Source organism: Lysobacter fragariae (assembly GCF_054779775.1).
Map to the genome: position 1 here is coordinate 182,968 of NZ_BAAGXP010000012.1, position 11,973 is coordinate 194,940.

Annotated in this window: 12 protein-coding genes; 3 read left to right on the forward strand and 9 right to left on the reverse strand. The window is 64.5% G+C overall.

Going from position 1 to position 11,973, the window contains the following annotated elements; translation table 11 throughout:
- The first annotated feature begins 118 nt into the window (after positions 1–118).
- From ACYVD7_RS12860 to ACYVD7_RS12870, 3 genes are all read left to right on the forward strand, one after another.
- Positions 119–904: a type 1 glutamine amidotransferase gene (locus ACYVD7_RS12860; RefSeq protein WP_460763888.1), complete on the forward strand. Its 786-nt coding sequence runs from the start codon at positions 119–121 to the stop codon at positions 902–904.
- A gap of 101 nt (positions 905–1,005) precedes the next feature.
- Positions 1,006–1,473: a hypothetical protein gene (locus tag ACYVD7_RS12865; protein WP_460763890.1), complete on the forward strand. Its 468-nt coding sequence runs from the start codon at positions 1,006–1,008 to the stop codon at positions 1,471–1,473.
- 62 nt (positions 1,474–1,535) lie between these two features.
- The gene (locus tag ACYVD7_RS12870) at positions 1,536–2,981 is read left to right on the forward strand and encodes an IgA Peptidase M64 (protein WP_460763893.1); all 1,446 of its coding nucleotides are present in this window, start codon (positions 1,536–1,538) and stop codon (positions 2,979–2,981) included.
- Positions 2,982–3,115: 134 nt separating this feature from the next.
- On the opposite strand, the gene ACYVD7_RS12875 is transcribed toward ACYVD7_RS12870, so the two are convergent.
- From ACYVD7_RS12875 to miaA, 9 genes are all read right to left on the reverse strand, one after another.
- A complete protein-coding gene (locus tag ACYVD7_RS12875; protein ID WP_460763895.1) occupies positions 3,116–4,264 on the reverse strand; it encodes a peptidoglycan-binding protein in 1,149 nt (382 codons plus the stop codon).
- 69 nt (positions 4,265–4,333) lie between these two features.
- A complete protein-coding gene (locus ACYVD7_RS12880) occupies positions 4,334–4,936 on the reverse strand; it encodes a hypothetical protein (RefSeq protein ID WP_460763898.1) in 603 nt (200 codons plus the stop codon).
- A gap of 236 nt (positions 4,937–5,172) precedes the next feature.
- Positions 5,173–6,465: an adenylosuccinate synthase gene (locus tag ACYVD7_RS12885; RefSeq protein ID WP_460763901.1), complete on the reverse strand. Its 1,293-nt coding sequence runs from the start codon at positions 6,463–6,465 to the stop codon at positions 5,173–5,175.
- A gap of 336 nt (positions 6,466–6,801) precedes the next feature.
- Positions 6,802–6,993, reverse strand: coding sequence for a DUF2065 domain-containing protein (locus tag ACYVD7_RS12890; protein ID WP_460763904.1), 192 nt, complete (start codon positions 6,991–6,993; stop codon positions 6,802–6,804).
- Positions 6,994–7,046: 53 nt separating this feature from the next.
- The gene (gene hflC / locus ACYVD7_RS12895) at positions 7,047–7,910 is read right to left on the reverse strand and encodes a protease modulator HflC (protein ID WP_460763907.1); all 864 of its coding nucleotides are present in this window, start codon (positions 7,908–7,910) and stop codon (positions 7,047–7,049) included.
- Positions 7,907–9,013, reverse strand: coding sequence for an FtsH protease activity modulator HflK (gene hflK, locus ACYVD7_RS12900; protein ID WP_460763910.1), 1,107 nt, complete (start codon positions 9,011–9,013; stop codon positions 7,907–7,909). The genes hflC and hflK overlap by 4 nt, the downstream gene beginning before the upstream one ends.
- Positions 9,014–9,093: 80 nt before the next feature.
- Positions 9,094–10,422 (reverse strand): ribosome rescue GTPase HflX, encoded by a 1,329-nt coding sequence (hflX, locus tag ACYVD7_RS12905; RefSeq protein ID WP_460763913.1) that lies wholly within the window; start codon positions 10,420–10,422, stop codon positions 9,094–9,096.
- 93 nt (positions 10,423–10,515) lie between these two features.
- The gene (hfq, locus tag ACYVD7_RS12910; protein WP_460763916.1) at positions 10,516–10,791 is read right to left on the reverse strand and encodes an RNA chaperone Hfq; all 276 of its coding nucleotides are present in this window, start codon (positions 10,789–10,791) and stop codon (positions 10,516–10,518) included.
- A gap of 203 nt (positions 10,792–10,994) precedes the next feature.
- On the reverse strand, positions 10,995–11,948 hold the full coding sequence (gene miaA, locus ACYVD7_RS12915) for a tRNA (adenosine(37)-N6)-dimethylallyltransferase MiaA (protein WP_460763918.1): 954 nt from the start codon (positions 11,946–11,948) through the stop codon (positions 10,995–10,997).
- Positions 11,949–11,973 lie beyond the last annotated feature (25 nt).

The following is an 11,973-nucleotide window of genomic DNA, read 5'->3' on the forward strand; positions in this document are numbered from 1 at the left end:
CCATGCAGCGTTCCCGGCGTGGCTTTGATTACGGTCGGGAATGACAACGGCACCACGCCTCATGACGCGGGTGTCGCTGCTGGCATAGTGTTCAAAACCGCACCCATTGCCCCGTCCCATGCCCCGCCTGCTCGTCTTCCAACATGTCGCCGCCGAGCCGCTGGGAACGCTGGACCCACTGATCCGCCGTCGCGGGCATCGCATCCGCTACACGAATTTCGAGCGGCATCCGGATCACGAACCCAACGTCGACCGCTATCGCGGCCTGATCGTGCTGGGCGGACCGATGAACGTCGAGGACCAGGATCGGCACCCGCACCTGCTGGCCGAGATGCGCGCGATCGAGCGCATGCTGCAGCAAGGCAAGCCGGTACTCGGCATCTGCCTGGGCGCACAGCTGCTGGCGCACGTCCTGGGCGCGCCCATCCGGCGCAACCCCATACCGGAAATCGGCTGGCATCGGCTCCACGCCACCGATGCGGGCCGCCAGGATCCGGTGCTCGCCCCGATCGGTGACGGCACCCCGGTGTTCCAGTGGCACAACTACCGTTTTGACATTCCCGACGGCGCGGAACACCTCGCAAGTACGGATGCCTGTGCGCCGCAAGCATTCCGCTATGGCGACAACGCCTATGGCTTCCAGTTTCACATGGAGATGGACCAGCGCCTGATCGAACGCTGGCTGGCCAATCCCGCATACCGCAGCGATCTGGAATCACCCGGCATGTCTGTCGGCGATGCCTGTGCGACAACCAGCGTCGCACGCGCGAACACGATCATCGCGGACACGCAACGCCACATCGTCACGATGCAGACACAAGCGGACGCTGTGTTCAATCGCTTCCTCGACCTGATCGGCCGGCCGCAGCGGCGATTCACGCTGCCATCGAAGGAATGGGATTGAACGCCGCCGGAAGCGACAAAAAACCAGCCTGATCCGGCAAAGCGCCAGCACGTGAGGCGCGCGATCATTCTGCAGATCGTTGACCATTGCAGGATGCCTTGATGTCGGCCACGACCCGTCCCGACTACGCCGCCGGCCAGCGCTGGCGTTGCCTCGGACGCCATGAGCAGGAGCAGCCGCTGCTGCTGATCCATCGCGTGGACACCCATCCGTTCGGTGGCGAAATCTTTCACGTCTCGCTTGCGGGCACCCGCCTGCACAGCCCTTTCCTGCCCTCGGGCGTATTGACCGGACTCCCGCACCTGCGCCTGTCGCGCGCCGCACTCGATGCGAGCGTGACGGAGTTGATACAGGACGCCGTACCGATGCCGGACCTCCACGACGACGCGGCTTTGCAGTGCGCGCCCGACGCAAGGCAGGCGGTGACGTTCGGTATGCCCATCGCGGATATCCTCGCCAACCTGCAGCGCGCGTGGTTCTCGCTTGGCGCGGAACCGGTGGTGGAATCGTTTTCGGCCCCGTCACTCAAGGCATTGCACCCCGGCACCCGCTGGGCGCTGCGGGCCTGAACCCCGCGCATCGCGACCAGGTACGGCGATAGACTCGGGCTTTCGCAGACCCGGGGGTTGTCATGGACCATCCAGTTCCGCAGCGCGATCTGGCCCGCCTCGCAGGCGCTGCCATGCTCGCCATTGCGTCAGTGGTATGCGCGCCGTCCGCCGGCGCAGCCGCACCGCCATCGACCCTGCGCGTGGACTACCTGCATACGGGCGATGCCACCTCACAGCACTACGCCATCGATCGCGTAGTCGTCGAACCGCTCCCGTGGCCCGGCAACCCCGCACGACCGCTCGATGACACGAACCGCGGCATCAACAAATTCGAAGTCGTCGATCGAAAGTCAGGCCGCGTGCTTTACTCGCGCGGCTTCAGCACGGTCTTCGGTGAATGGCGCACTACCGACGAAGCCGCGCACCTGCAGCGCGGATTCCAGGAATCGCTGCGATTCCCGATGCCTGACGCGCCAGTAACGATAAAGCTGTACGAACGCGACTCCGCCAACGCCTTCGTGCCGGCGTGGAGCATCGACATCGACCCCGCTGCACAGGACGTGCAGCGCGTGGCGATGCCCGCGCCCGCGACGCCCATCGCGATCCGCGAAAACGGCCCGTCCAGCGACAAGGTCGACCTGCTGGTGCTCGGCGACGGCTACACAGCGGCCGAACGCGACAAGTTCATCGCCGACACCCGGCGGATGACTGACCACCTCTTCACCGTGTCGCCCTTCAAGGAGCACGCAGGCGATTTCAATGTCTGGGCGATGATGGTGCCAACGCCAGTGTCGGGCGTGTCGCGACCTTCGACGGGCACGCACCATGCATCGATGCTCGGCGCGCGCTACGACATCTTCGGCAGCGAACGGTACGTGCTCGCCACCGACAACCGCGCCCTGCGCGAAATCGCCCAGAACGCGCCGTACGAGTTCATCGAGATCCTGGTCAACAACCGTACTTACGGCGGCGGCGGCATCTTCGGTCAGTTCAGCACCGCGGCGGCGGACAACGCATGGGCCGACTATTTGTTCGTGCACGAGTTCGGCCACCATTTCGCCGGGCTGGGCGACGAGTACTACACCTCGCCGGTGGCGTACCAATCCAGCCCTTCGCGCATCGAGCCTTGGGAGCCCAACGTCACCGCGCTGCACGACCCGTCGCAACTGAAATGGCGGCGGCGCGTGGCGAAGGGAACTGCGCTACCAACGCCATGGCCAAAGGCGGAATACGATGCGCGATCACGCGAGTACCAGAAGGTCCGCGCGAAGCTGCGCGCCGACAACCGCCCCGAAGCGGAGATGGAAGACCTGTTCCGGACCGAGAAGGCGTATGCGTCGAAACTGTTCTCGACCGTGCCAAACCCGAAGCGCATCGGCGCCTTCGAAGGCGCCAACTATGAGTCGACCGGTTACTACCGGCCGCGACTGCAGTGCCTGATGTTCGATCGCAGCGAGGAGTTCTGCCAGGTGTGCGCAGATGCGATCGCGGAAATAATCGACCTCTATTCGCTGCCAACACATTGATGCTGCGCAGTGATTGAGTACCAACGAGAATCCGCGAATCCCCCTGACGCAACAAGACCCCAGAAACGGGGCCTTGTGTCCTTTTCAAAAGCCGTCACGTGGACTGGCAACCACTCTCTATAGACCGAATCGCATCAAGGCCTCACGCTCATACGAAGCCCCATGCGATGCTCAGCATGCTGATCCTGCACATTCACCTGCGCCACCTGGCCGCTGTAAGGACCTTTGGCAATCTCCGCGGTGCTGACCTGCACCGACTGGGAAACGGCCTGCACCTTATCCACAATCACCCAACTGGATGCCGGGTCACGCGGATTGCCCTGCCCGACAATGATGCCGTCACCTCGGATATTCATCATGACGTAATCGATCTGGGGGATTCCTGCCTGCCTGGACTTGAGGACAAGCGTCGCCGCCGCGTTACTCAAGTCCGACTCGTTTCGGAATGTCCCAAAGGGAAGGTGCGCCAGGCAATCATGAGCCTGGATGTACTGGTCGTTGTTCGAATGAAGCCTTTCTGAAACCAAGGGACTACTGAGCGCCTCGCTCATTTCCTTTCTGGTTCTCTGTGAGGCAATGCCATCAACGGGAAGCCCATGGAACCTCTGAAACTCCTTCAGGGCCTCTTGCGTTGGATGATCGAATTTTCCGTCCAGCTTTAACTCGACTCCGTGGGCATCGGTATAGCCCAGCATTGTCAGTCGAGCCTGCAATTTCGTGATATGCGGCCCAGTAGCGAGCTGGACTTCTCGGGCCGTGCCCACATTCCATCCTTCGAAGCCCTTGATGCCATCTGCGAGCGCTGCGAGTTCAGCACCAGTCATGGCGCCTATCTTCTTGGTTCGCAGATCTACTCCGCTGCGGTCCCCTTCCGCATAAATGAAATCAGCCTGGGCGCGATGGTTCGTATTCCCTGAATAGTCTGCCGTTGAATAGCTCTGCAACATTCCCACTACGTTTTTCTCAGAGAACTTCCGCTCCAGCAGCTGGATCTTTGCGGCCCTGCCAGCCTCATAGCTCTCGAATACTGCGTTTCCCCACTGATCCAGCCCAACGACCCCCTGATAGCGCGCACTCGCTGCCGTCAGCGCCTGCTCCTTGGTCCGGATCGTCGTTACGGTGGCGTCAGCACTATTCGCGTATTCAAACTTAAGGTTTCCGGGGTTGTTGTTCCTCCATGAAACACTGCCATCCGTCCGCTCCACGATGCCCCCATCAGCCATCTCGAATACACGAACCTTTCCTTCAGAACTAACTAGGCGCTCTATCTTCTCGTCGTCCATTGCAACGCTCCTTGTTGAAAAATCTCCACTAACCGCCGGACACCGCGAAGCGGTCAATCTTCACCTGCATCAAAACGCGTCCAAGTCGGCTGCGTCCGTCCATCCTTCCGCGCAACCTTCAAAATCACCAACCCCGTTCGATCGACAGCTCACCTGTGGACGTTGCGTGTGCCATTCGACAGGCCTGTCCCCATAGCCTTTGCACGGAGCGTCGGCAGCACAGCGCACCACGTCACCCTCTGACATTGCTACAACGTAGTACCAGGCAGGAGTGCTCCCTGCCAAGGCAACCGCTTGAATGCAGACGATCTGTCCCCTGGACAGAGTAGCAATCTTGATCGAGTCATCCGGAGGCGCCTTGTCGACCAGCCGCGCACCTTTTTCGTTACTGACCCCACCAAGCAATGCTGCACGCCCACAACTCAGTCGAAATTCGAGGTCATAGTCGCCAGCTTCGCAGTGTTCCTTCGGACCCGTGCCATAGCAGACAGCGCCAACTTTTAGCTTCAAACGATCCAAGTTGCTCACCGTTGCTGGCAATGGTGAACCCTCAATGGACGACTGCGTCCGATGCGTTGCGCTTTCGGAAGCACTATTTTCCGCTTCTTGACTCACGGGGGCCGCCTGACACGCGGCCAGAAACACCGCGAACGCTCCAATCTTCCAGCACATGCCCCGCATTTGATTTCTCCCTCGAGCCGGCGCGCAAAAACCGCGCGAATGAACAACGCTGCTAGAACACGGACAGGGAGAACGGGACCTACTCCGTGTCCCCAGTCAAGCCCATCCATGGCCCGCCACAGGCTACCTTTCGAAGCATATTGGCGCAAGGAAGCACCTACCCAGATCGCGCGCAAAAGCAAAGCCCCTTTCGGGGCTTTGCTGGAATCAATCCTCGATAGGCACCATTACGCCCATGGATCCCGCAGCACGATATTCGCATCGCGATCCGGACCGGTCGAAACGATCGCAAGCGGGCTGCCGGCGAGCTCTTCCAGCGCGCGAAGGTAGGCGCGCGCGGCCGGCGGCAACTTGTCCCATTCGGTGATGCCGGCGGTGGATTCGCTCCAGCCGGGGAACTCCAGGTACACAGGCTTGCACTCGTCCCAGCCAGCCGCATCGAGCGGAGCGTACTCGCTGCGCTTGCCGTGGTACTCGTACGCGATGCAGATCTTCAGCGTCTCCATCCCGTCGAGGATGTCGAGCTTGGTGATGCACAGGCCAGTGATGCCGTTGATGGCCACGGCGCGCTTGAGCGCGACGATGTCCATCCAGCCGCAGCGGCGCGGGCGGCCGGTGGTCGCGCCGTATTCCTGGCCGCGGTCGCGGATGCCCTGGCCGATGGCGTCATCGAGTTCGGTCGGGAACGGGCCGCCGCCCACGCGCGTGGCGTAGGCCTTGGCGATGCCCAGCACGTAGTCGATCGCATCGGCGCCGACACCGGAACCGGCATACGCACCACCCACCGTGGTGTTCGACGAGGTGACGTACGGATAGGTGCCGTGGTCGATGTCGAGCAGCGAACCCTGCGCGCCTTCGAACAGCACGCGCTTGCCCTGCTTGCGCAGGTCGTGAAGGATGCCGGCGACGTCGGACTTCATCGGCTCGACGTATTCGCCGAAGGCGAGCGCTTCGTCGAGCGTCTTCTGGAAATCGACGGCTTCGACGCCGAGATACTTCGTCAGCACGAAGTTGTGGTAGTCCATCGTGCCGCGCAGCTTCTCGGCGAGCTCGTTGGGATAGCGCAGGTCGGCGACGCGGATGCCACGACGCGCGACCTTGTCTTCATACGCCGGGCCGATGCCGCGGCCGGTGGTGCCGATGGCACTCTTGCCGGCGGCCTTCTCGCGGGCCTGATCGAGGGCGATGTGGTACGGCATGATCAGCGGCGTGGCCGGGCTGATCTTGAGGCGCGAACGCACTTCGACGCCGTTGGCTTCGAGCTCGGCGATTTCCTTCTGCAGGGCGCCCGGATGCAGCACGACGCCGTTGCCGATCAGGCACAGCGCGTCGTCGCGCAGGATGCCCGAGGGAATCAGGTGCAGGACTGTCTTCTTGCCGCCGATGACGAGGGTGTGGCCGGCGTTATGGCCGCCCTGGAAGCGCACGACCGCGCCGATGTCCTGCGTCAGCAGGTCGACGATCTTGCCCTTGCCTTCGTCGCCCCACTGGGCGCCCAACACCACGACTGACTGACCCATAGCCTTAGCACTCCAAAACTGGTTTCCCGCAAGCGGGTTCAACGGGCGCGCTGCGGCGCGTTGGTAGTCACGCGCAAGCCGACTGTCGTCGTGGCGCGACATGGAAAAAGCCAGAGGGGTACCCGCTTCAGGCGGGCCCATCCGGCTTTCGGGAATTATCCGGGTTTTGGGGGGTGGGGGCTACCCCAAACGCCACCGGGACGGCTCAGCAGGCCGAGGAAAGGGGCAGCCGCCCTGCCCGGGAGGTGCCACACGCCCGGAAACCGGTTCAAACACGCCCCGAAATCCTCACCGGCGCCGCCGCCCCGCTCGCGGCCGCGAGCTGGCGGGGAGCGGCTAGGTCCCGCGAACCAGATAAAGGGACACCAGCCCCGCAATGACGAAGGCGGCGCCCAACAGCCGCAGGCGGGCGCTGGGCATCTGCAACAGCTGCTCGGCGACCTGCTTCCAGCCGCGCGGGGCGATGAAAAGCGCCAGTCCTTCGAGGACCGCCACGAGGCAGAGCGCTGAAAGCAGGTCGGTGGTCATCGCGTAGCAGCGGGTTGTGCGCCTGCCTTCCAAAGGGAAGGCAGGCGGACGGATCAGCGATCGCTCTTCATGTACTGCAGGAACGGATCGTCGCGATCCAGCACGATCACGCTCTCGCCGTCGGCGAACGAGGCGCGGTACGCATCCAGGCTGCGCTGGAACGCATAGAACGCCGGATCCTTGTTCGCTGCCTGCGCATACAGGCGCGTGGCTTCAGCATCGCCTTCGCCGCGCAGCTTCTGCGCGTCGCGTTCGGCTTCGGCCAGGATCACCGCGCGTTCGCGATCGGCCTGTGCACGGATCACCTGCGACTGCTCGACGCCTTCGGCGCGCAGCTGGCTGGCGACCTGCTGGCGCTGCGAACGCATCTGCTCATACACCGAACCGACGACGTTGCTGTCCTGCGGCAGTTCGATGCGCTTGATGCGGATGTCGAAGATCTTCACGCCCAGCGTGGCCGCGCCCTGGTTGATGGCTTCCAGCTGCTTGCCAATCACGGTGGTGCGATCGCCGGAGACGACTTCCTGCAGGCTGCGCGAATTGATCTCGTTGCGCAGCGAGTCCTTGATGATCGGTGCCAGACGCTGCACCGCAACTTCCTCGCTGCCGCCGGTGGCACGGTAGAACGCGCGCACGTTCTCGATGCGGCCCAGCGCGAAGAAGTCCACGCTCACGTCCTGCTTGTCGTCGGTGAGGTAGCGCTCGGCTTCGGCGGGCAACACGGTGAGGCGGCGGTCGAAGATGCTGGCGTTCTCGATCAGCGGCCACTTGAAATGCAGGCCCGGACCGATGTCGGTACGCACGATGGTGCCCAGGCGGAACACGATGGCGCTATGGCCTTCGGTCACGACAAAGACCGAGCCCAGGAACGCCAGCAGTGCGCTGACGGCAACGGCAATCCAGATCGGCGCTCTCATCGGGTGGCTTCCTCGCGGTCAGGACGCGACGGGCGCGACGGACGGGATTCGTTGGGTGGCGTGGCCATGGTCGGAGCGAGCACATCAGGCGTGAGCAACGGTGCGCCCGCACTGGATGCGGCCGGCTGCGAACCCTTGCCCCCCATCGGCACGTAGATCAGCTGGCGCGAATCGCCGCCGACGATCTTGCGGTTCTGCACCAGCACGTCCTGCACGGTTTCCAGCCACAGGCGCTTGCGGGTGACGTCGGGCGCGGCCTTGTACTGATCGACCAACAGCGAGAAGCGGGTCGCGTCGCCCGATGCGCGCGCGATCGAGGCGGTCTTGTAGCCTTCGGACACGGTGCGGGTGCGGGCGGCTTCACCACGTGCCTCGGGCACGATCTTCTTGGCGTAGGCCTGGGCCTGGTTGATCGCGGTGTTCTTGTCGGCACGCGCGCGCTGCACTTCGTCGAAGGCGTCCTTCACGTCGTCCGGCGGCCGCGCGTTGGGCAGCTTGAACTCGGTGACGACCAGGCCGGTGCGATAGACCTGCAGCGCTTTCTGCAGGTTGTCGCGCACGGCGACGGTGAGTTCGCCACGCGCGTTGAGCACGGTGTCCAGGTCGGAACGGCCCACCTGCTCGCGCACGGCGCTCTGCGCAGCCTGTTCGAGCACGCTGGCAGCATCGCGGGAACCGAACAGATAGGTTTCCGGATCGCCGATGCGGTACTGAACGTTGATCTCGACGTTCACCATGTTGCCGTCGCGGGTGAACACCGGAACGTTCTCGCTGTAGGCATTGCTCTGGGTCGCATTGACCTTCTGCGCGGTCTCGATCGGCCACGGCGCCTTGAAGTGCGGGCCGGGCTGCAGCACACGGGCGAAGTGGCCAAAGCGCAGGACCACGCCGCGCTCCTGCTCGGTCACCAGGACGAAGGTGCTGAACACCAGCCACAGGCCGAAGACGATCGCGACCCAGCGCCAGACGCCGCCGCCATTGCCGCCACCAAACAGGCCACGCACGGAATCGAGAAGGGAGTCGAACGCGCCGCCGCCGACCTTGCGCGGCCGTTGGGGACCGGATTCGTTGCCAGAACCGCTACCAGGGGTGTTCCAGGCCATGCCTGCTCCAATGGGGACATTCACGCCGTGGGCGTGCACTGATTCTAGGTGAGGGCTCGCGCAGCCTCAAACAAGGCGCTTCACCACTCGTCCGCTACGCCCAGCGCACCGGCCTCTTCCAACAGGGGCCGCAGTGTCTCGCCATGCGCCTGCGCGAACAATTTGAGGGCATCGGCAATCGCGATATCCACCTGCAGTACCCAGCCGTGTTCGTCGTGGGATTCCTCGCGGATTGCGCCCAGTGCGTGCAATCGCGCATGCAGGCGCGCGGCCTGCGAAGGCAGCCGCAGCTCGCCGGTGAGGTGGCGAAGCTCCAGCACCTCGGCCAGCGCCTTGCGCACCAGGTCCAGACCGAGGCCGACCTGCGCCGATACCCACACGCGCTGGCGGCCTTCGCCCGGTTGGTCGTGGCGCGGCTGCGGTGCCGCGCCGTCCTCGCGTTCGAGGCGGTCGATCTTGTTGTAGACCAGCACCTGTGGCAGGTCGCCGGCGCCGATTTCCGCCAGCACTTCATCGACCTGCGCGATGCGGTCGTTGCGCAGCGGATCGGCGGCGTCGACGACATGCAGCAGCAGATCGGCTTCGCGCGCTTCCGACAAGGTCGAACGGAATGCCGCGACCAGTTCGTGAGGAAGGTCGCGGACGAAACCGACCGTATCGGCCAATACGGCACCACCACCGGGCAACGCGATGCGGCGCACGGTGGGATCTAGCGTGGCGAACAACTGGTCCGCGGCGTAGGCCGACGCACCCGTCAGCGCATTGAACAGGGTCGACTTGCCGGCATTGGTGTAGCCGACCAGCGCGATGCGTGGCAGCTCGCTGCGCATGCGCGCGCGACGCATCTGCGTGCGTTGGACTTCGACCTTGTCCAGGCGTTTCTGCAACTGTTCGACGCGCTTCTGCAGCAGGCGACGGTCGGTTTCCAGCTGGGTTTCACCCGGGCCGCGCAGGCCGATGGAGCCGCCGCGCTGGCGCTCAAGGTGGGTCCAGCCGCGCACCAGGCGCGTGGCCATGTGCTTGAGCTGGGCGAGCTCAACCTGCAGCTTGCCTTCGGCGCTCTGGGCACGTTGCGAAAAGATGTCCAGGATCAGGCCGGTGCGATCGACCACGCGCCGTTGCAGCACCTTTTCCAGGTTGCGCTCCTGGCCGGGCGACAGCGGGTAGTTGATCAGGATCAGGTCGGCGCCACTGGCCTCGGCGGCCGCCTGCATTTCCTCGAGCTTGCCGCTGCCCACGAGGGTCGCGGGATTGGGCCGGTCGATGCGCGCGGTGAGCAGCGCGGCGACGGTCGCCCCGGCCGAACGCGCAAGGTCGGCAAACTCTTCCATCAGCCCTTCATCCGGTGGTCCACCGGCATGGGGCTGGATCAGCAGCGCGTGTTCGCCCTTGCGGGATCTTTCAAACATCAGGGGGTTGTACTCCTTCCCCCGCGGCACGGGGGAAGGTTGGGATGGGGGTGCAGGCGCCCGGCTTCAAGCCGGACCCGCTCGTCCGAGCCCTTATTCGGCCTCGTCGCTGCCTTCCTCGTCGCCCTCGCCGGACTGCACGTGGCCTCCACCCGGTCCCACGCGCACGTTGCGCGCCGGCACCACGGTGGAAATGGCGTGCTTGTAGACCATCTGGCTGACGGTGTTGCGCAGGAGCACAACGAACTGGTCGAACGACTCGATCGTGCCCTGCAGCTTGATGCCGTTGACGAGGTAAACCGAAACCGGCACGCGTTCGCGCCGCAATGCGTTCAGGAAAGGATCCTGCAAAGACTGCCCCTTAGACATCGTGCTCCCCACTCTTGTTCTAGTTATAGGTGCGTCGGCTGCGTGGCGGCCGGCGTCGTCGTGCTGTCCCCGGCACCGACGATGGCCCGATGGTACCGCAAGCCGGCCAGGGCAAGCGCGACGAAGGTCACTCTGCCGCCCTGGTGAACAGGCAGGTGCGGCCTCCATGTCCGGATCGCCCTGCCCCGCCCTACCCGGCGCCGCTACGGAAGGAACATCCGCAGCGCATCTTCCAGCGGGGCGCGATCGATCATGGGATCGAACCAGCGCGCATCCAGCTCGCCGCGCAGCCATGTCAGCTGCCGCTTCGCCAGCTGGCGCGTGGCGAAAATGCCCTGGTCGCGGAACTGCGCGGCGTCGGTTGCGCCGTCCAGGTGTTCCCATGCCTGGCGATAGCCGACCGCGCGCAGGGCCGGCAGGTCGAGCGGGCGCGGATGGAACTGCAGATCGGGGATGGCGCGTAGCTGTCGGACTTCATCCAGAAATCCGGCCTGGAGCATGGCGTCGAAGCGACGCTCGATGCGTACGTGCAACACCGCGCGATCCGCGGGCGCCAACACGAGCTTCAACACGCGATACGGCAGCCGCGGCAGCTGTTGCGCGTGGCGTCGCCAGTGGGTGATCGTGCGGCCGGACAGGCGATAGACCTCCAGCGCCCGCTGGATGCGCTGCGCATCGGTGGCGTGGATGCGCGCGGCGGCATCGGGATCGATGCGCGCAAGGTCCGCATGCAATGCGTCCCAGCCGCGCGCCGCAGCCTCGGCTTCGATGGTCGCGCGCGTGGCGGGGTCGGCTTCGGGCATGTCAGACAGGCCGTGCAGCAATGCGTGGAAGTACAGGCCCGTGCCGCCGGCCAGGATCGGGAGCTTGCCGCGCGCGGCGATGTCATCCAGCGCGCGACGCGCGTCGATTGCGAATTCCGCCGCCGAATACGGCTGCCACGGATCGCGCAGGTCGATCAGATGGTGCGGCACCGCGGCTTGTTCCTGCGCGGTCGGCTTGGCTGCACCGATATCCAGACCGCGATACACCAGCGCCGAATCGACGCTGACGATCTCGCCGCCCAGCCGCTGCGCCCATTCCAGCGCGAGCGCGGTCTTGCCCGAAGCGGTCGGACCCATCAATGCGATGGCGAGCGGGCGCCGGTCAGCAATCATCGATGGGCCGGTTCCAATCCACCTT